The following is a 20,052-nucleotide window of genomic DNA, read 5'->3' on the forward strand; positions in this document are numbered from 1 at the left end:
GATTCGTGGAAGCCACGAACTTGTGCTTTACCGAATCTCCAATCCCGTATCCCGAATCCCGGCTATCTCACCAACTACCGGTTTTCTTGTATTCGTCCAGCGAGGCCTTGAAGGTGGCTTCGATGTCCTTGTCCCAATTGCCGGTGGCGACGATGGTCTTCATCAGGTCGGCATGGTTCTGGTGCATGAAGGCATGCAGGCCCTTCTCGAACGGCAGCACCTTGTTCACCGGCAGATCGTCCAGGTAGCCCTTTTCGGCCGCGTACACCGACAGCGCCAGCTCGGCGATCGACAGCGGTGCGTACTGGCCCTGCTTCATCAGCTCGACCACGCGCTGGCCGCGATCCAGCTGGGCGCGGGTGGCCGGATCCAGATCCGAGGCGAACTGCGCGAACGCGGCCAGCTCGCGGTACTGCGCCAGCGCCAGCTTCACGCCGCCGGACAGCTTCTTCACGATCTTGGTCTGCGCGGCACCGCCGACGCGGGACACCGAGATACCGGCGTTCACGGCCGGACGGATACCGGCATTGAACAGGTCGGTTTCCAGGAAGATCTGGCCGTCCGTAATGGAAATCACGTTGGTCGGCACGAACGCGGACACGTCACCACCCTGGGTTTCGATGATCGGCAGCGCGGTCAGCGAGCCGGTCTTGCCCTTCACTTCGCCGTTGGTGAACTTCTCGACGTAGTCCTCCGACACGCGCGAAGCGCGCTCCAGCAGGCGCGAGTGGAGATAGAACACGTCGCCCGGATAGGCCTCGCGACCCGGCGGGCGCTTCAGCAGCAGCGAGATCTGGCGATACGCCACCGCCTGCTTGGACAGATCGTCGTACACGATCAGCGCATCCTGGCCGCGATCGCGGAAGTACTCGCCCATCGCGCAGCCGGCATACGGCGCCACGTACTGCAGCGCGGCCGACTCGGACGCCGAGGCCACCACCACGATGGTGTGCGCCAGCGCGCCGTGGGCTTCCAGCTTGCGCACCACGTTGGCCACCGACGAACGCTTCTGGCCGATCGCCACGTAGATGCACTTAACGCCCGAATCCTTCTGCGCAATGATCGCGTCGATCGCCAGCGCGGTCTTGCCGGTCTGGCGGTCACCGATGATCAGCTCGCGCTGGCCGCGGCCCACCGGGATCATCGCGTCGACCGACTTGTAGCCGGTCTGCAGCGGCTGGTCGACCGATTTGCGCCAGATCACGCCGGGCGCCACCTTTTCCACCGCCGCGTTGAGCTTGGCGTTGATCGGGCCCTTGCCGTCGATCGGGTTGCCCAGCGCATCGACGACGCGGCCGAGCAGCTCCGGACCCACCGGCACCTCGAGGATGCGGCCGGTGGTCTTGGCGGTGTCGCCTTCGCGCAGGTGCTGGTATTCACCCAGCACCACGGCGCCCACCGAGTCGCGCTCCAGGTTCAGCGCCAGCGCGAACGCGTTGCCCGGCAGCTCGATCATTTCGCCCTGCATCGCGTCGGCCAGGCCGTGGATGCGCACGATGCCGTCGGACACGCTGATGATCGTGCCCTCGTTGCGCGCTTCCGCGCCAAGCTTGAACTGCTCGATGCGGCTCTTGATCAGTTCGCTGATCTCGGACGGATTCAGTGTAGTGCTGGACATGGTTGCCTATCCCGAAATTGAATGCCTTTTTGAAGAGTCCGGCCGTGGATGGCCGGGTTTTGCTCTTCGCGAAACGGACTTCGCTTGAAACCAGATTCTTCGGCCATGAACGGCCGGGTTTTGCGTTTGCGAAACGGATTTCGCGTCAAATCAAGCCAGGGCGCCGGCCAGCTGCGCCAGGCGCCCGCGTGCCGAGCCGTCGATCACTTCCGTGCCGGTGTCGATGATCGCGCCGGCCAGCAGTGCGGCATCCACCGAGGTTTCCAGTTCGATCTCGCGATGGAAGCGGCGCTTCAGCGAGGCCTTGAGCTGCTCGGCCTGTGCCGCGTCCAGCGCCATCGCGCTGGTCACCTTGACCAGCAGCTGCGACTCGGACTCGCGCTTGAGCGTCTCGAACAGCTCGGCCACCTCGGGCAGCAACGCCAGACGACGCTGCTCGGCCATCTCGGCCAGGAACTGGCCGAACGGCCCGTCGGCAGCCACGCCGGCCGGCAGATGCAGCGCCACCAGTTGCGCGGGTAATACCCGCGGATCGTTGCCGAGGCCGGCCACGCGCGCATCGCCCGCCACCGCCGCGGCAAAAGCCAGGGATTGCGACCATGCGTCCAGCGAACCGGCCGCGCGCGCCACTTCGAAAGCGGCACGCGCGTAGGGGCGGGCGAGAGTGACGGACTGCGCCATGGTCAGATCTCGGCCGCGAGCTGGTCGAGCAGCGCCTTGTGCGTCGAGGCGTCAACCTCGCGCTGCACGATCTTGCTGGCGCCGGCCAGCGCCAGTGCGCCGACCTGCTCGCGCAGCTGGTCGCGGGCGCGCTGCGCCATCGAGGCGATGTCGTCCTGCGCGGTCGCCTTCAGCCGGTTGATCTCGGCCACCGCATCGCTGCGGGCCTTGTCGATGATCTGGTTGGCCTGCTGCTGGGCCTTGTCGATGATCTCGGAAGCCTGCTGACGCGCCACCTTGATCTCGGCCTGCACTTTCACGTCGGCGCTTTTCAGCTCCGCGTGCGCACGCTCGGCCGCACTCAGACCTTCGGCGATCTTTACCTGCCGCTCTTCAATGGCCTTGGTGATGTGCGGCCAGATGAAGTGGACGCAGAACCAGATCAGGATGGCGAACGAGAGCATTTCGCCAATCAAGGTCGCGTTGAAATCCATCGCTGCGTTACCTGTAAATACGGAATGGAACGGACCCGGGCATCATGCCGCCCAGGCCGGAAACACGGTGGCGCCGCAACGGCGCCACCGGGGAACGCGACTTACTGGCCTGCGCCGGCAGCCGACAGCACCGAACCCAGCAGCGGGTTGGCCACCGCGAAGTACATTGCCAGCGCCACGCCGATCAGGAACGCCGCGTCGATCAGGCCGGCCAGCAGGAACATGCGGCCCTGCAGCAGCGGCACCAGCTCAGGCTGACGGGCGGCCGCCTCGAGGAACTTCGAACCCATGATGCCGATACCGATACAGGCACCGAGCGCACCGAAGCCGATGATCAGGCCGAGCGCGATAGCGGTGAAGCCCTGGATTTGTGCAAACTGAACGAGATGTTCCACGGTGATCTCCTGAGAAATACAAGCTGAAGTCAAAACGGATGAAGCGAAGAATTCGAGGTGCGCGGATCAGTGATGATCGTGTGCCATCGAGATGTAGACGATCGTCAGCACCATGAAGATGAATGCCTGAATCGAGATGATCAGGATGTGGAAGATGCCCCACACCGTGTAGCCGATGATGCCGGCGCCGTACAGGGCCCAGCCCGCCAGGCCGGCGCCCGCGCTGAACAGGCCGGCGATCAGCATGAACACCAGCTCGCCCGCATACATGTTGCCGAACAGTCGCATCGCCAGGCTGACCGGCTTGGACGCCAGCTCCACCAGGTTCAGCGCGAAGTTGGGCAACCACAGCAGCGGATGCTTGCCGAACGGCGCGGTGAACAGCTCATGCACGTAGCCGCCGACGCCCTTGGCCTTGAAGCTGTAGAAGATGATCAGCACGAACACCGTCAGTGACATCGCGAAGGTCATGTTGATGTCGGCGGTGGGCACGGCGCGGAAGTGGCCCACGCCGAATTTTTCGGTGATCCAAGGCAGCAGGTCCACCGGCAGCAGGTCCATCGCATTCATCAGGAAGACCCAGACGAACACGGTCAGCGCCAGCGGGCCCAGGAAACGACGGTCGCCGTGGAACACGTCCTTGACCTGGCCGTCGACGAATTCCAGCACGATCTCCACGAACGCCTGGCCCTTGCCCGGCACGCCGGCGGTGGCCTTGCGCGCCTTCAGCCAGAACCACAGGCAGAACAGCACGCCCAGCACCAGCGACACGGTGACCGAATCGAGATGCACCGCCCAGAAGCCTTCCTTGCTCGCGTGCGGAACAAGATGCTGCAGGTGGTGCTGGATGTATTCGGTAAGCCCGCCCGACTCGCTTGCCATGCTTCAACCCTTGAATCTGAACGCCAGCAGATAAACCGCGAAGGCAGCCACCAGCCCCGCAATGGCGGCCGGTGGCGGCAACTTGAATTGGAACAGGATCACGATCAGCCCCCCGACGATCACGATCCACTTCAGGAGCATGCCCGTCAGCAAGCGGCTCAACGCCATGCGCGCCCCGTTCATGCCACTGAAAAACCGCACCGACAACAGCGCGGTACCCAGCGCCACCATCGTTGCAGCTGCCGCGGCCGCTATCGCCTCGCGCGGCCCCTGCAGCAGAAACGCTGCTCCGGCCAAAACTGCCACAGCAAGCTGCAGCAGCGAGGTACGCAACGCGAGACGACGGCCGGTGGCAAGACTGTTGAGCACGCAAGGCCTCCGCGCGGTTTACACCAGGCGGCACCGATAGCTACGGGCCACGATCCGAATCCGACGAAGTATATCAGCGCGCGCGTTGCAGCGACAAGCCGCCAGGGTGCGACATTTTGTTCCCCGACCCTGCCGCGCAGCGCTCGGCGAGCCGCAAAAACCTCAGGATCGGCGACAAAGAAAAGGCCGGACAGCGGGGAACTGTCCGACCCAAGACTCGCACACGGGGGGAGTTGTTGCGGATTACTTGGCGGCAGCCTTGCGACCGACCGGCGCCGCGGCGTCGTTCGCCGCCTGGCGCTGTTCCTGCACCAGGGCGCTCAGCGACTGGGCGGTCTTCTGCGAGATGGCGATCACTTCCTGCGACACGGCGACCGCCTGCTCGGCGTTCTCGCGGCTCACGCTGACGCCCTTCTCCCACAGGCTGCGCAGGCCGTCGATGTCGCGCGTCTCCTGCGCGGCGGCGACGAAATCGGCGGTGGCACCGGCCTGCCGCTGCAGCTCGTTGAACTGGAGTTCGGCGACCGTCTGCAGGCCCTTCAGGGCGAGCGTCTGTGCCTTGAAGGCGTTGTCGGAGAACTGTTTGGCGTAGTCGAAAAACTGGTTGATCTGCTGCGTCATGACAAAAGTCCTCGTTGAGGATGGGGTAGTGAGGCAAAGATTAGCCCGAACCTTTGTGCAATGCAACATATTTCTTCGGCCGGCCGGCGTCTCTTTGGCAAATGTTCATTTAACGCCTGTACTTATGTGAAAGGACTGCGTTTTTCGCATCGCGTCAGAAGCCGCGCCGACGGCGCGGTCGACGATGGCGAGCGAGAGCAGGCAGGTCGGGCAGTGCGCCTCAACCCGGGCGCTGCGGATCGGCTCCCGGGCGGTCGGTGGCGAACGAAAGGGCAAAGCTCGCGGCGGGCAGACGCGCCGTCGCTATCGAGCTGTGCCTGCTGGCTGACGCGAGCGCATCAGCGATCGGCCGACGGCCCCCGGTAGCGGCACCCGGAGGTGCAGGTTTCGTGCACCACGACTTCGGACAGCAGCGGCAAGGCGGGCTTGAGGCGATGCCATATCCACACCGCCAGGCGCTCGCTGGTGGGATTGTCCAGCCCCTCGATATCGTTGAGGTAATGGTGGTCGAGCTGGTCGTGGACGGGTGCGAAGGCGGCCTTGACGTCGGCGAAGTCCATCACCCAGCCGGTATCGGCGCCCGGTTCGCCACTGACGTGGATTTCCACCCGGAACGAGTGGCCATGCAGACGCGAGCATTTGTGGCCGGCCGGAACGTTCGGCAAACGGTGCGCGGCTTCGATGTTGAAGACTTTGAAAATATCCATGCCGCATTGTAGCGCCGGCCCACGTCCCGCCGACCCGACCCCGGAAGCGAACCTTGCGTTCGCTTGCCGTGATCCATGAGGCCAAAACACCTTCCCCTGCCCTGCTGCCGGCCGGGGGAGGGGGGCGGCCAGCAGCGGGGCAAGGGAAAGATCGGGTGGATCAGGGAAGGTCCGATCAATCAACTTTTTGCCCGTCATCGCCTGCACACAGGAATGACGGGCAAAACCAAAGCCTCTCTAGAACCGGAAGCTCACACCCAGGGTGTAGGAGCGGCCGTAGCGGTAGTAGCTCTGCAGCAGCAGCGGATTGCCGTTGATGCTGGAGGTCTGCGCCTTGTCCAGCAGGTTCGCGCCGTCGAGGGTGACGCTGAACATGTCGTTGATGTCGTACGACACGTGCGCGGTCAGCCAGGTGAACGGATCGGCCTGCTCGTTGTAGCCGGTGCCCAGCACGTTGATGGCGGTGACGAAGCCGTCGGTGCGGTCGGCATTGACGCCCAGCGACCACTTGCCCTTTTCGTACATCACGCCCAGCGAGTACGTCGCCGGGGCGATGCCTTCGAGCGGACGCTTCTCGCCATCGACCCAGCTGCTCGACAGGTTGCGGGTGTACTGGCCACGCACGCCAAAACCGTTGCTCCAGAAGTGCTGCAGGCCAAGCTCCAGGCCCTTGACCTTGGCGTAGTCGCCGTTGATCGGACGCATCACGTTGAACAGGTAGCCCGGCACGCCGATGTCCTGGCCCGGCTCCCAGCTGGTGGTGATCTGGTTCTTGATGCGCTTGTAGAACACCGCCACGTTGGCGATGGAGTGCTCGGCGAAATACCACTCCAGCGACAGGTCGCCCTGGGTTGCCGTGTACGGCTTCAGGTCCACGTTGCCGCCATAGACCTGGGTGAACTCGCCCCAGGAAACGCTTTCGGTGGTGTTGGTGGGCGCCAGCGTATCGACCGAGGGCCGCGCCATGGTCTTGGCCACGCCCGCGCGCAGCTGCAGGTCGTCGGTGAAGTGCCAGGTGAAGTTCGCCGAGGGCAGCAGGTAGGTGTAATCGGCGTTCTCGCTGATCGGCGTGGGCGCGCCGTATTTTGCCGTGTAGTTGAACGCGCCGTTCTCGGTGATGCTGAGGATCTTGGCGTCCCAGGCCTGCGCGGTGGTGCTGGTCTTGACCAGTCGCGCGCCGATGTCGCCGTCCCAGTGATCGCCGGACATGTCCGCCTCCACGAAGAAGGCGTTGGTCTTTTCGCTGACGCGGTAGCTCTGCAGCGGGTTCCATGCCGGCGCCGCGTTGGCGAACTCGTAGGTGCCGCCGCCCGGACGCGGGTGGCCATCATAGGCGCGCAGTTGCGCCAGGTAGTTGGGCACGTCGAAAGCCAGGAAGCTGCGCGGGAAATTGCTGTGCACGCCCTGCATGAAATGCGGAAGGCTGAACGTGTGCGAGATGACGTTGCCGCCCAGATCGCCCACGTTGATGGCGTAATCGTCGGCGTAGTAGTCGGCGCCGCCGTTGAGCGTGTTGTTGACCAGGTCGCGCGATTTCTCGCGCTCTGTGCGGGTCACGCCGAACTTCAGCTGGTCCACGCCCCACTTGCCGATGAACAGCTTGCCGGAGACGGTGCCGCCGGTGATCTTGTCGTCGATGTTGTCGCCGCTCAGCTCCATGTAGTGGGTGTTGAGGTCGGACTCGCCGAACTGGCCGTTGGCCAGGCCACTGGCCAGCTCGCGGCCGTCGTCGAACTGCACGTCGACGTTGGGTACCGCATGCGGCGCCAGACTGATGTGCGCGGTGTTGGGCTGGTTCATGCGCAGCACCACGTAGGTGTCCTGGCCACCCGAGTGACGCTTCGAGGTGGAGCGGTAGACGTCGCCGGTCAGGCTGAGGTCGGGGGTCACCTGCCATTCGCCGTTGAGGCCGTACAGCTCGGTGTCGACGACGCGATACTGGGTCTGGTTCAACAACTCCGGGTTGAGACGCTGGTCCGGGTCGGGGTTGTCCATGGTGAAGCTGGTGACGATGCCGTTCTGGGCGGTGATGTTTGACCAGCGACCGGGCGCGAACAGCGGGTAGAACGACTCCTGATAGGACACCTGCGGCGAATCCAGCCGCGTCTTCAGGCCGTCCACCACGATGCGCACGGTGTCGCTGGGATGCCATTCGAACTTGCCCGAGTAGGCACTGCGCTTCTTGTCCTCCATGATCGAACCGACCCGGAACTGGCCCGGCGAGATCAGGCCGTAGTCTTCCGGGTCCAGCTCGCCGTTGCCGTTGAGGTCGACGTCGCCGCCCCAGGCGGTGCTCGACCAGTCCGGGTCGTTGGGATCGGTGTTGCGCGACCAGCCGCCGTCGTTGCCGGCGACGTCGGTGCGGTCCTTGCGCTTGGCTTCGACCACGCCCAGCAGCACGCCCATGGTGTCGTTGGCGAAGGTGGTGCTGAAGGTGGCCGAGAGCTTGCGGCCGTTGAGTTCGGACATCTGGTTGCGATCGCCCTCCAGCCGCACGATGCCGTGCGTGCCCTTCTGGTCGAAGGGGCTGGCCGAACGCAGGTTGACCAGGCCGCCGATCGCGCCTTCGGTCAACGAGGCCTGGGCGCCCTTGATCACGTCGGCGCCGCTGATCACGTCGGCCGGCAGCACGTCGAACGCGAAATCGCGGCCGGCGCCGTCGGTGGCGAGGATGCGGTTGTTGAAGGTGGTCAGCGTGTACTCCGGCCCCAGGCCACGCACGCTTACCCGTTGTCCCTCACCGCCGGCGGTGCGCGTGATGGCCACGCCGGTGATGTGGCTCAGCGAGTCGGCCACGTTGTTGTCGGGAAACTTGCCCAGCTCCAGCGCACTGATGGAGTCCTGCACCGTGCCCGCATAGCGCTTGAGTTCGGCCGAGCGCGCCAGGCTGGCCTGCACCCCCGTCACCGTGACCGCGCCCAGGGCGACGGCATCGTCGCCGGCCTCTTTCGACGCGGCCTGCGTCTGCGCATCCGGCGCCCCGTTTGTGTTGCCCGGCGCGGTCTGGGATAGAGCCACCGTCGGCGCCAACAGGGCAAGCGCTACGGCATGAAACAACAGGTTCTGGCGGAAGGATGCGGCATTCACGGGGCTCTCTCCTCGGAAGCGATTGTCTGGGCGTAACATCTAAACAACGAAATCGAGCCTAAAGCATGTTTCGTTTTGTATCAATAGCGAAATACATCGAAATGCGGCATACTTCCCGCCACCCGTCGGAACACTCCATGGCCGCGACCCGCGACACCAGTCAACGACGCCTCCAGATCAGCGAACTCGTCCGCCAGCAGGGAAGCGTCCAGGTCTCCACCCTCGTCGATCGTTTCGGCGTGAGTGCGCAGACCGTGCGCAAGGATCTGCGTTATCTGGCCGAACGCGGGGTGATGTCGCGCGCCTACGGAGGCGCGATCGACAACGGCGTGATCAACGGCGCGCTGGCCGAGCCCAACTACGAAGCGAAAAGCACCACCCACCTGGACGAAAAGCGCCGCATCGGCGTTTGCGCCGCGACCCTGGTGAAGGTGGGCGATACCATCGCGATCGACTCGGGCACCACCGCCATCGAGCTGGCCAAGGCGCTTCCTGATGCGGACATCACCGTGGTCACCAACGACTACGGCGTGCTGACGGCGCTGGCGCCCAAGCACAACATCAACATCGTGATGCTGGGTGGCGAACTGCGCCGCCGCAACATGGCGTTCTACGGCGGGCTGACGATCGAGGCGCTGGACGCGCTGCACGTGGACAAGCTCTTCCTGGGCGTGGACGGCTTCGACCTGGAGCGCGGCATCACCACGCATTACGAGCCCGAGGCGCTGCTCAACCGCAAGATGGTGGAAGCCGCCGGCCTGGTGGTTTCGATCACCGACAGCTCGAAGTTCGGGCGGGTCTGCCTGCATCGCATCGTCCCCGTCACCGCGCTGGACATGCTGATCACCGATACGGCCGCGCCCGAGGAAATCGTCCAGGCCAGCCATCAGCTCGGCTTCAAGCTGCAGCTGGCGTAGGCAGCAGCCGGCGCGTTCAATCGGCCGGCCGGGACACGGCAAAAACCCGCGTGGCATTGGCGTAGTAGATCTTGTCGATCACCGCCCGCGGCAGCGCCAGGCCCGCCACGTCGGCATGGATCATCCCGATTCGCTGGGTTTCGCCGGTGGCCAGGTAGCGCCAGTCGGACGTCCATGCGTTGTGCGCTTCGCGCTTGAACTCCTCCGCGCTGGCGTCGGGCGCGAAGGTGAGGTCGGTGCCGTACAGCAAGCGGTCCTGGTAGCGGATGAAGAAGTTGCGCACCTTCTCGCGGTCGCGCACCGACTGGTATTGCACCTGGCTCATGCGCGCGGCCAGGTCCACCGTGGCATTGGGGAAACGGTCGAGGAACGCGCCGAGCCGATCCACGTCGTATTCCAGGCTGGCCATGTGCGCGCCGACGAAACGCAGCTTCGGATTGGCGGCCACGAAACGGTCGCGCGCCGCCATCAGGTCCTCGTAGCCTGGCATCTCCGGATGCAGGTACATGTAGTAGTCGGGATGGTTGCTGAAGTATTCGCGATCGTTGTCGGTCGTCATCTGGTCGAGCGGCAACCAGCAGTTGCGCGGCTCGCCCTGATGGTCGATCAGCGGCACACCCAGCGCACGCACCTGCTCGACGACCGGCACCAGGCCCGGATCGTCCAGCATGATCAGCTGGCCGGCGGCGTTGCGCTCCACCAGGCCCACGTTCTTCCAGATCTTCACCGCGCGCGCGCCATCGGCCACGTCCCTGGCGAGCTTCGCATCCACCTTGCCGGCCCAGCCGGGCGTGCCGAAACCCTTCATCGAGAACGTGGTGGCCCAATGGAAATGCGCAGGATCCTTCGCCGCCAGCGCCAGCGCGATTTCGTGCTGCCGCGCGATGCTGGGGAAATCCGGGTAGTCGACGTTGATCGACAACACCTGGAAACCGTCTTCGCGCAACAATTCCAGCAACGCCACGTCGGGATTGTTGGCGTGGAAATGGGCGTCGTACTTGCGCGCCTGCGCGAAGTCGGCCATCGAGTAATGGCCGGAAAGATCGCCCTCCGCCGCCTGCGCCGGTGCCGCCGCGACCGAAAGAGGAACGGCTGCCGCAAGCATGCCGGCGATCAGATAGCAGAAAACTCGGTTCATCATATCCACACGCTACATAACGAAACATATTTGCACCATACCGAAACGAAACGCTTGCATCAACACCGATCACTGACGCAGAATCGGTGCAACGCCTTTGCAGGATTTCGCCATGGAACCGATGGGACGACGCACTGTATTGAAACTTCTGTCCGGCAGCGTCGCTGGCGGTGTGGCCTGGGCGCTGTTGCCCAAGGCGGTGGCCGGTCCTTGGCTCGGCGCCGGCGAGGCTGGCGGCAGCGGGGCGGTGGCGCAGGATGCGGTGCTGGCGATCGCGTTCGACGGCAAGCTGCACAGCCGGCTGCTGTCCAGCGGCAAGCCGCTCACGTCCTACCAGCCCAGCGAAAGCCTGCTGCTGGCCAATGGCGCGATCGAGGATTTCGCGATGACCGGCCAGCAGCAGCAGGCGATCACCGACCCGCGCCATGGCGCCGGCCATCAGCTCACCGTCACCGGGCGCTCGGCCCGCGGCATCGAGAAACAGGTGGCGGTGACGTTCTTCGACAGCCTGCCGGGTTTCGCCGTGTTGCAGACACGCTACCGCAACAGCGGCAGCGCGCCGCTCAAGATTGCCGGCTGGCGCAACGCGGCACATGAGCTGGCCGATGCGCCGGGCGGTTTCTGGAGTTTCTCCGGCACCACCCACACCGACCGCCGCGACTGGGTGCAGCCGATGCGCGCCGGTTTCGACCAGCGCAACAACCTGTCCATGGATTCGTCCGACTACGGCGGCGGCACGCCGGTGGCCAACATCTGGCGGCGCGACGTCGGCATCGCCGTCGGCCACGTGGAGCCGGTGGTGCGACCGCTGGACCTGCCGGTGAAAAAGACCGCCGCCGGCGCGCATATCGCGGTCGAGTCGATGCGGGAATCCACGCTGGCGCCCGGCGAAACACTGGTCACCGAACGCACCCTGCTCGCCACGCACACAGGCGATCACTACGCGCCACTGCAGCAGTACAAGACCTACATGCAGGCCGAGGGCCTGGTGGCACCGCAAGCGCCCGCGTCCGCGTTCGCGCCGATCTGGTGTGCCTGGGGCTACGGTCGCGACTTCACCCTCAAGCAGATCCTGGACACCCTCCCCAAGGCCCGCGAGCTGGGTTTCGAATGGGTGGTGATGGACGACGGCTGGCAGACCAATGAGGGCGACTGGCGCATCGACAAGCGCAAGTTCCCACGCGGCGACGCCGACATGCGCGCGTTCACCGCCGAAGTGCGTCGCCAGGGCATGCGACCACGCCTGTGGGTGGCTCCGCTGGCTGCCGACCCGGGCAGCGATGTGTTGCACGACCACACCGACATGCTGTTGCTGGACGAAGGCGGCGCGTTCCAGACCGTGACCTGGTGGAACGCGCTGACCCAATGCCCCGCCTACCAACCCACCGTCGATTACTACGTGGCGCTGGTGAAGAAGATCATCGGCGACTGGGGTTTCGAGGGCATCAAATTCGACGGCCAGCACCTCAACGCCGTGGCGCCCTGCTACAACCCCGCGCACAAGCATGCGCATCCCAGCGATTCGGTCGAGGGGCTGGCCACGTTCTGGAAGGCCATCTACGACGCCATCCACGAAGCCAACCCGCAGGCGGTGGTGGAGCTGTGCCCCTGCGGCACCGCGTTCGACTTCCACAACCTGCCGGCCACCGACCAGTACCCCGCGTCCGACCCCACCTCCTCGTGGCAGGTGCGCAGCAAGGGCAAGTCGATGAAGGCGCTGATGGGCTCGCGCAGCAGCTACGCGGGCGACCACGTGGAGCTGTCCGATCACGGCGACGACTTTGCCTCCAGCGTGGGCCTTGGCGCGGTGGTCTCGACCAAGTTCACCTGGCCGAAGGACACCGACCATCCCTCCGAGCCGCTGCCGCCGGGCGGGCTGGTGCTCAACCCCGAACGCGAGGCGCTGTGGCGCAAGTGGGTGGCGCTGTACAAGCAGCACATGCTGCCCAGGGGCGAGTACCGCGGCGAGCTGTACGACATCGGCTTCGACCGGCCCGAGGCGCACGCCATCGCCAAGGACGGGGCGATGTACTACACGTTCTACGCCGACGAGTTCAGCGGCGCGGTGGAACTGCGCGGGCTGGCCGCGGGCCGCTACCGCGTGCGCGACCTGTTCAACGAAGTCGACCTGGGCGAAGTGGACGGCAACGGCGCCAAGCTGCGCGTGGCGTTCAAGCGTTTCGTATTGCTGCAGGCCACGCCGGTGGAGGCGCGCGCATGAGCGTGCCGGCCATGGCGATCACCGCCACCACACCGCGCCGGCCGTGGCTGGGTTTCGCGCTGGCCACCGTGGCGCTGTGGGGCGTGTGGGGCGCGCTGTCGCCGCTGTCCGCCGAACACGGCTTCCCCGACACGCTGGTGTATGCCGTGTGGGCGCTGACGATGATTCCGCCCGCGCTGTACATCCTGTGGCGCCGCGGCTGGCAGCTCGAGCGCTCGCCGCGCGCGATCGCCTTCGGCATGACCATCGGGCTGCTGGGCGCCGGCGGCCAGATGCTGCTGTTCCACACCTTGACGATCGGGCCGGCGTATTTCGTGTTCCCGATCATCTCGCTGTCGCCGGTGGTCACCATCGCGCTGTCGTTCCTTTTCCTGCGCGAGCGCACCGGCTGGATGGGCACGGCCGGCATCGTGCTGGCACTGGTGGCCTTGCCGATGCTGGATCTTTCGTTCGGGCGCGGCACCGGCAGCGGCCTGGGCTGGTTCCTGCAATCGCTGCTGATCATGCTGGCGTGGGGCCTGCAGGCGTATTTCATGCGCCTGGCCAACGACACCGTTCACGCCGAAAGCATTTTTTTCTACATGACCGTGGGTGCGCTGCTGCTGGTGCCGGTGGCATTGCACATGACCGACTGGAGCCAGCCGGTGAACACGGGCCTGGACGGCCCGTGGATGACCGCCGGCATCCAGGTGCTCAATGCCGTCGGCGCGCTGACCCTCGTGTATGCGTTCCGCCACGGCAAGGCGATCGTGGTGGCGCCGCTGACCAATGCCGGCGCGCCGCTGGTGACGGCGGTGCTGTCGCTGATCTTCGCCAGCGTAGTGCCGGGGCCGCTGAAGATGGTGGGCCTGGTGCTGGCGCTGATCGCCTCGCTGCTGCTGGTGCTCGAACCCGAACGCGATCCACCCGCTCCCCTTCCCTGACCGGAGCCCGTCCCCATGCAAGTCCTGCTCGACCTCATCGCCCGACACAAACAGGGGCACGCCAGCGGCGTGACCTCGATCTGTTCGGCCCATCCCATCGTCATCGAGGCCAGCCTGCGCCAGGCGCAGCGCACCGGTCAGGCGTTCGTGCTGTTCGAGGCCACCTGCAACCAGGTCAACCAGGATGGCGGCTACACCGGCATGCGGCCGGCCGATTTCGTAGCCTTCGTGCACGGCATTGCCGATCGCGTCGGTTTCGATCGCGCCCGAATCGCGCTGGGCGGCGATCACCTGGGTCCCAACCCGTGGACCGCGCTGGACGCGGAAGCGGCGATGGACAAGGCCGAGGTGATGGTGGGCGCCTATGTGGCCGCCGGCTTCCGCAAGATCCATCTGGACTGCTCGATGGCTTGCGCCGGTGACCCCGAGCCGCTGCCCGAGGCGGAGATCGTGCGCCGCGCGGTGCGCCTGTGTCGCGCCGCCGAAACCGCGTACGCCAGCGCCGGCGGCGAGGCGCCGGTGTACGTGATCGGCACCGAGGTGCCGGTGCCCGGCGGCGCCACCGAAGCGATCGAGGGGCTGGCCGTCACCACGCCGCAAGCGGCGCTGGCGACGATCGAAGCGCACCGCGAGGCATTCGTCGACGCCGGCCTGGAAGCCGCCTGGCATCGCGTGATCGCCTCGGTGGTGCAGCCCGGCGTGGAGTTCGACCATCACGACGTGGTCGATTACCAGCCGCAGAAAGCCCGCGAGCTGAGCCACGCCATCACCACCGTGCCCGGCATGGTGTTCGAGGCGCACTCCACCGACTACCAGACCCGTGACGGCCTGGCCGCGCTGGTGCGCGACCACTTCGCCATCCTGAAAGTCGGCCCCGGCCTCACCTTCGCTTTGCGCGAGGCGCTGTGGGCGCTGGACGCGATCGAGCGCGAATGGATCGACGAGGCGTACCGCGCCAGCCTGCGCGACGTGGCGGTACGGCGCATGCGCGCCGAGCCGTCCCACTGGCAGCGTTATTACCACGGCGAAGGCGACGCGCTGACCATCGACCTGCAATACAGCCTCAGCGACCGCATCCGCTACTACTGGCCGGACCCGGTGATCGAGCAGGCCCGCCAGCGCCTGTTCGACAACCTGCGCGAGAACCCGCCGCCGCTGCCGCTGATCAGCCAACACCTCCCCCACGCACTGCATGCACTGCGCAACGGAGCCGCCTCGCGCGATCCGCTGTCGCTGGCCATGGCCCACATCAGTGCCACCCTCGACGACTACCACCATGCCTGCCACCACCATGACCACTGATTACCTGGGCCTCACCGAATCCGAGTTGACCGCCTCCGGCGCGATCGCCACCGCGCGCGAGATCTCGCAGCAACCGCGCATGCTGGAGCAGACCCACGCGCTGGTCGCCGACCTGCATGAACGCCTCCAGGTTTTCGCCGGCGGACTGACCGGCAATCCCGCCGCGCGGGTGATCCTCACCGGCGCGGGCAGCTCGGCCTACATCGGCCAATGCGTGGCGCCGCTGCTGGATCGCCAATTGGCCGCCCGCGTGGATGCGGTGCCGACCACCGACATCGTCTGCGCGCCGCATCTGTACCTGGACCCGCAGCAACCGCTGCTGCTGGTGTCGTTCGGCCGCTCCGGCAACAGTCCGGAAAGCCTGGCCGCGGTGAAGCTGGCCGAATCGCTGGTGCATGAGGTGCGCCACCTGGTGGTGCTGTGCAATGCCGAGGGCGAGCTGGGCAAGCTGGACGTGGCCCACGCGATGACCCTGCTGCTGCCGCCGGAAACGCACGACACCAGCTTCGCCATGACCTCCAGCTTCAGCTGCATGATGTACGCCGTGGTGGCGGCGCTGCTGCCGACCGGCACGATGGACGGCCGCATCGCGGCCATTGCCCGCGCCACCGGCCGCAGCATCCACGACGCGCTGCCGGTGCTGGACGCGCTGGCGCTGGAGCAGCACCAGCGCGTGGCCTACCTGGGCAGCGGCGTGCTGCAGGGCCTGGCGCGCGAAGCGGCGCTGAAACTGGGCGAGCTGACCAACGGCGCCGTCGCTACGTGCTTCGATTCGCCGCTGGGTTTCCGCCACGGCCCCAAGACCTTCGTCAACGCGCGCACGCTGGTGATGGTGTTCGTCTCCAACGACCCGCTCACCCGCCGCTACGATCTGGACCTGATCGACGAACTGCGCCGCGACGGCTGCGCCGGCCGCATCATCGAGATCACCGCGCAACCGCGCACCGAAGCCGGAAGCGAAAGCATGACCGTACCCGACATGAGCCGCGCCGCCGACCTCGACCTGCTGTGGCCGTACATTGCCATCGCCCAGACTTATGCGTTCTTCACCTCGCGCGCGATGGGCGTGACGCCCGACAACCCCAACCCCGCCGGCATCGTCAACCGCGTCGTGCAGGGCGTGCGCCTGCACGCGCTGAGCGCATGAGCGCAGCGGTCTACCTCGGCGTCGACGGCGGCGGCACCAAGACGCGCTTTGCCCTGATCGACGGCGACGGACGCCTGCTGGCCGAAGCGCAACGCGGCACCACCTACCACCCGCACGTAGGCCTGGAGGGCGTGCGCGCCATCCTCACCGACGGCGTGGCCGACGTGCTGCACCAAACGCATCGGACCACCGCCGACATCGCCCACGCCTTCTTCGGCCTGCCCGCCTACGGCGAAGACAGCCACGCCACCGCGCTGCTGCAAACCTTTCCCGAAGCGATCCTGGGCCACCGCCGCTACACCTGCGACAACGACATGGTCTGCGGCTGGGCCGGCTCGCTGGCCTGCGCCGACGGGATCAACATCGTCGCCGGCACCGGCTCCATCGGCTACGGCCAGCGCCACGGCGCCGCCGCCCGCGCCGGCGGCTGGGGCGAAGCCTTCTCCGACGAAGGCTCCGCCTACTGGATCGCCATCCGCGGCCTCAACGCCTATTCCCGCATGAGCGACGGCCGCCTGCCCAGGGGGCCGCTGCACGCCATCCTCAACGCGCATTTCCAGCTCGACAACGACCTCGACATCTGCGCCCACATCTATGGCGAAAAAGCCTCCCCACGCAGCGACCTGGCCCAGCTGTCGCGCCAGGTGGCCGAAGCCGCGGGCGCCGGCGATGCGGCGGCAATCGCCATCTTCCACGATGCCGGCCGCGAGCTGGCGCAGATCTGCGACGCACTGCGGCTGGCGCTGCATTTCGACGCGGGCGAGCCGGTACCCGTGTCGTATTCCGGTGGCGCCTTCAACGCCGGCGACCTGCTGCTGGCACCGTTCCGCGACGCACTTCGCGCGGCAAGCGCCGCGTTCGAGATCCGGCTTCCCCTGCACGCACCGGATTACGGCGCGGCGCTCTACGCGGCCAGACTGGGGCAGGGCGGCGCACGATAGCGCCGGTGGGCGAGGGCTTGGCGGCCTTTCCACCCAGCCGGCAGCAAAGTACCGTTTCGTCGACAACTTCCACGTCGGCGACTCGCCGCATGCCTGACCACCGGACAGCCCCGCCATGCAAACCCTGAATCCCGGACACCTGTCCCTGGCCCAGTTGCGCGACATCGCCGCGACGTTCGAGCCCATTCGACTGGATGACGCCTGCACGGCCGACATCCACGCGGCGGCGCAAACCGTGCAGGGCATCGTGGCCGCCGGCCAGCCCGCCTATGGCATCAACACCGGCTTCGGCAAGCTGGCCAGGGTGCATGTCCCGGCCGATCAGCTGGAACAGTTGCAGACCAACCTGGTGCGCTCGCACGCGGCGGGCGTGGGCCCGCTGCTGGACGACACCAGCGTGCGCATGATCCTGGCCCTGAAGATCGCCTCGCTGGCGCGCGGCCACTCCGGCGTGCGGATGCAGGTCATCGACACCCTGCTGGCGATGTACAACGCGGAGCTGTGGCCGTGCATCCCGTGCCAGGGCTCGGTGGGCGCCAGCGGTGACCTCGCGCCGCTGGCGCATCTGGCGCTGGCGGCGATGGGCGAAGGCACGGTGCGTTGCCGCGGCGAGATCATCGATGCCGCCGATGGCCTGCGCCGCGCCGGCATCGCCCCGCTGCGACTGGCCGCCAAGGAAGGCCTGGCCCTGCTCAACGGCACCCAGGTGTCCACCGGCATCGCGCTGATGGCCTTGTTCGGTGCCGAGCAGGTTTTCGCATCGGCGGTACTGGCTGGTGCCTTGAGCGTCGACGCCGCCTGCGGTTCGGATGCGCCATTCGACGCGCGCATCCACGCGGTACGCGGGCAGCCGGGGCAGATCGAGGTGGCCGCGCTCTACCGGCAACTGCTGCAAGGCAGCGCCATCCGCGAATCCCACCGCGTCGGCGACCCGCGCGTGCAGGACCCCTACAGCCTGCGCTGCCAGCCGCAGGTGATGGGCGCCTGTCGCGACCTGCTGCGGCAAACCGCGCGCACGCTGGAGATCGAAGCCAACGCCGTCTCCGACAACCCGCTGCTGTTTCCGGAAAGCGGCGACGTGATCTCCGGCGGCAACTTCCACGCCGAGCCGGTCGCCTTCGCCGCCGACCAGCTCGCCATCGCGATGGCGGAAGTCGGTGCACTATCCGAGCGCCGCATCGCGATGCTGGTCGACGCCAGCATCTCCGGCCTGCCGGCCTTCCTGGTGCGGGATTCGGGCATCAATTCCGGCTTCATGATCGCCCACGTCACCGCCGCGTCGCTGGCCAGCGAAAACAAGACCCTGGCACACCCCGCCAGCGTCGATTCGCTGCCTACTTCCGCCAACCAGGAAGACCACGTCAGCATGGCCACCTTCGCCGCGCGCAAGGCCGCCGACATCGTCGCCAACGTGCGCCGGATCGTGGCCATCGAACTGATGGCCGCCGCCCAGGGCATCGACTTCCGCCGCCCGCTGCGCTCGTCCGAGGTACTGGAGGCCGCGCACGCGCGCATCCGCGAAGCCGTACCGCACTACAGCGAGGACCGCTACCTGGCACCCGACATCGAGGCGTTGAATGCCCTCATCGACAGCTCGGCACTTCACGAATTTCTCGACCTGCCGCTGCCGTCGACGGTGCCGTGATGGGCAATCTGCAGCGCGGCACGATGGCGAACGCCGCGTTCGAGGGGCAGAAGCCCAGACACAAAAAAACCCGCGTCGGCGGGCTTGATCACTCGAGCGGACTGACGAGCAATGGTGGCTATGGGTGGACTCGAACCACCGACCCCAGCATTATGAGTGCTGTGCTCTAACCAGCTGAGCTACATAGCCATCGGGAACCCGCCGCGGGGGATCGGAACGATCACGGGTGGGGCGCGGCAGTTTAGTCGTCTGGACCCTTCTGTTCAAGCCTTGAGCTTGCCGTGGCTTCGCGCGCCGTGCTTGAATCGGGCTGGCGGGTACGTTCCCGTGCGGCGCGGCGCCGCGTGATCCGAGGAAGCGAGATGATCGACGCTGATGGCTATCGACCGAACGTGGGCATTGTTCTGCTGAATGCGGACGGCCGGCTGTTCTGGGCGCGCCGGGTCAATCGCGACGGCTGGCAGTTCCCCCAGGGCGGCATGCGCAGCGACGAGACGCCGCTGGAGGCGATGTATCGCGAGCTGGAGGAGGAAACCGGCCTGGCACCGCATCACGTGGAAGTGATCACCGCCACCCACGGCTGGCTGCGCTACCGCCTGCCGGGCCGCTACGTTCGCCACCATCAGCGCCCCACCTGCATCGGCCAGAAGCAGGTGTGGTTTCTGCTGAAGCTGGTGGGCGGCGAGGAAGCGCTGAAGCTGGACGCCAACGAGAAGCCGGAGTTCGACCTGTGGCGCTGGGTGGATTTCTGGTACCCCGCCGCGCATGTGGTGAATTTCAAGCGGCAGGTCTACGAACGCGCGCTGCGGCAGTTTGCGCCGCTGGTGGAAGGCCTGTTCCAGGTGGACCTGGGCACCGCGCCGCCGCGCGAAAAGACGACCCCACCGCCGTCCGAGGGCGGCCGCAAGGTGGCCTGAACACGCCGGCGACGGGCGGGTCGGCTTGCCGGTGTTGACAATCATTCGCATTCGCGTTCTTATACGCG

The 20,052-nt window shown here is 66.4% G+C and carries 18 protein-coding genes and 1 tRNA gene; 8 read left to right on the forward strand and 11 right to left on the reverse strand.

Features of this window, described 5'->3' with window-relative positions; genetic code table 11:
- Nucleotides 1-67: 67 nt before the first annotated feature.
- From atpA to ABD017_RS05060, 9 genes are all read right to left on the reverse strand, one after another.
- Nucleotides 68-1,618, reverse strand: a complete 1,551-nt coding sequence (gene atpA / locus ABD017_RS05020; protein ID WP_343880816.1) for a F0F1 ATP synthase subunit alpha — start codon at nt 1,616-1,618, stop codon at nt 68-70.
- A 150-nt stretch (nt 1,619-1,768) separates the two neighbouring features.
- On the reverse strand, nt 1,769-2,299 hold the full coding sequence (locus tag ABD017_RS05025; RefSeq protein ID WP_343880818.1) for a F0F1 ATP synthase subunit delta: 531 nt from the start codon (nt 2,297-2,299) through the stop codon (nt 1,769-1,771).
- A gap of 2 nt (nt 2,300-2,301) precedes the next feature.
- Nucleotides 2,302-2,772: a F0F1 ATP synthase subunit B gene (locus tag ABD017_RS05030; protein ID WP_343880820.1), complete on the reverse strand. Its 471-nt coding sequence runs from the start codon at nt 2,770-2,772 to the stop codon at nt 2,302-2,304.
- Between the two features lie 101 nt (nt 2,773-2,873).
- Nucleotides 2,874-3,167, reverse strand: a complete 294-nt coding sequence (gene atpE / locus ABD017_RS05035) for a F0F1 ATP synthase subunit C (RefSeq protein ID WP_007082359.1) — start codon at nt 3,165-3,167, stop codon at nt 2,874-2,876.
- Nucleotides 3,168-3,233: 66 nt separating this feature from the next.
- Nucleotides 3,234-4,049, reverse strand: coding sequence for a F0F1 ATP synthase subunit A (gene atpB / locus ABD017_RS05040; protein WP_343880823.1), 816 nt, complete (start codon nt 4,047-4,049; stop codon nt 3,234-3,236).
- Between the two features lie 3 nt (nt 4,050-4,052).
- The gene (locus ABD017_RS05045; RefSeq protein ID WP_343880825.1) at nt 4,053-4,418 is read right to left on the reverse strand and encodes a hypothetical protein; all 366 of its coding nucleotides are present in this window, start codon (nt 4,416-4,418) and stop codon (nt 4,053-4,055) included.
- A 243-nt stretch (nt 4,419-4,661) separates the two neighbouring features.
- The gene (locus ABD017_RS05050) at nt 4,662-5,039 is read right to left on the reverse strand and encodes a phasin family protein (protein WP_343880828.1); all 378 of its coding nucleotides are present in this window, start codon (nt 5,037-5,039) and stop codon (nt 4,662-4,664) included.
- Nucleotides 5,040-5,377: 338 nt separating this feature from the next.
- A complete protein-coding gene (queD, locus tag ABD017_RS05055; protein ID WP_343880830.1) occupies nt 5,378-5,746 on the reverse strand; it encodes a 6-carboxytetrahydropterin synthase QueD in 369 nt (122 codons plus the stop codon).
- A 237-nt stretch (nt 5,747-5,983) separates the two neighbouring features.
- Complete coding sequence (locus ABD017_RS05060) at nt 5,984-8,833, reverse strand: TonB-dependent receptor (RefSeq protein WP_343880832.1); 2,850 nt, start codon at nt 8,831-8,833, stop codon at nt 5,984-5,986.
- Between the two features lie 137 nt (nt 8,834-8,970).
- On the opposite strand from ABD017_RS05060, the gene ABD017_RS05065 reads away from it, so the two are divergent.
- On the forward strand, nt 8,971-9,750 hold the full coding sequence (locus tag ABD017_RS05065; RefSeq protein WP_343880834.1) for a DeoR/GlpR family DNA-binding transcription regulator: 780 nt from the start codon (nt 8,971-8,973) through the stop codon (nt 9,748-9,750).
- 16 nt (nt 9,751-9,766) lie between these two features.
- Here the strand turns inward: ABD017_RS05065 and ABD017_RS05070 are convergent, their stop codons facing one another.
- Nucleotides 9,767-10,888 carry an amidohydrolase family protein gene (locus tag ABD017_RS05070; RefSeq protein ID WP_343880836.1) on the reverse strand — a complete coding sequence of 374 codons (1,122 nt, stop codon included), beginning with the start codon at nt 10,886-10,888 and terminating at the stop codon, nt 9,767-9,769.
- Nucleotides 10,889-11,000: 112 nt separating this feature from the next.
- Here ABD017_RS05070 and ABD017_RS05075 point away from each other — a divergent pair, with 112 nt between their 5' ends.
- The 6 genes from ABD017_RS05075 to hutH all read left to right on the forward strand — a co-directional run bounded on the left by ABD017_RS05075 (nt 11,001) and on the right by hutH (nt 19,067).
- Nucleotides 11,001-13,109 (forward strand): glycoside hydrolase family 36 protein, encoded by a 2,109-nt coding sequence (locus tag ABD017_RS05075; RefSeq protein WP_343880838.1) that lies wholly within the window; start codon nt 11,001-11,003, stop codon nt 13,107-13,109.
- Nucleotides 13,106-14,032, forward strand: a complete 927-nt coding sequence (locus ABD017_RS05080) for an EamA family transporter (RefSeq protein ID WP_343880841.1) — start codon at nt 13,106-13,108, stop codon at nt 14,030-14,032. Before ABD017_RS05075 ends, ABD017_RS05080 begins: the two co-directional genes overlap by 4 nt.
- A 15-nt stretch (nt 14,033-14,047) precedes the next feature.
- Nucleotides 14,048-15,334, forward strand: a complete 1,287-nt coding sequence (locus tag ABD017_RS05085; protein WP_343880843.1) for a D-tagatose-bisphosphate aldolase, class II, non-catalytic subunit — start codon at nt 14,048-14,050, stop codon at nt 15,332-15,334.
- Nucleotides 15,309-16,481, forward strand: coding sequence for an SIS domain-containing protein (locus ABD017_RS05090; RefSeq protein ID WP_343880845.1), 1,173 nt, complete (start codon nt 15,309-15,311; stop codon nt 16,479-16,481). Before ABD017_RS05085 ends, ABD017_RS05090 begins: the two co-directional genes overlap by 26 nt.
- A complete protein-coding gene (locus ABD017_RS05095) occupies nt 16,478-17,422 on the forward strand; it encodes an N-acetylglucosamine kinase (protein ID WP_343880847.1) in 945 nt (314 codons plus the stop codon). The genes ABD017_RS05090 and ABD017_RS05095 overlap by 4 nt, the downstream gene beginning before the upstream one ends.
- Nucleotides 17,423-17,537: 115 nt before the next feature.
- Nucleotides 17,538-19,067, forward strand: coding sequence for a histidine ammonia-lyase (gene hutH, locus ABD017_RS05100; RefSeq protein WP_343880849.1), 1,530 nt, complete (start codon nt 17,538-17,540; stop codon nt 19,065-19,067).
- Between the two features lie 112 nt (nt 19,068-19,179).
- Here hutH and ABD017_RS05105 read toward each other — a convergent pair.
- Nucleotides 19,180-19,256: transfer RNA gene (locus ABD017_RS05105), tRNA-Met, on the reverse strand.
- Nucleotides 19,257-19,429: 173 nt separating this feature from the next.
- Between ABD017_RS05105 and ABD017_RS05110 the strand changes: the two genes are divergently transcribed.
- Nucleotides 19,430-19,984 (forward strand): RNA pyrophosphohydrolase, encoded by a 555-nt coding sequence (locus tag ABD017_RS05110; RefSeq protein WP_343880851.1) that lies wholly within the window; start codon nt 19,430-19,432, stop codon nt 19,982-19,984.
- The last annotated feature ends 68 nt before the right edge of the window (nt 19,985-20,052 follow it).

This window comes from Rhodanobacter caeni (assembly GCF_039523575.1).
Taxonomy (GTDB): domain Bacteria; phylum Pseudomonadota; class Gammaproteobacteria; order Xanthomonadales; family Rhodanobacteraceae; genus Rhodanobacter; species Rhodanobacter caeni.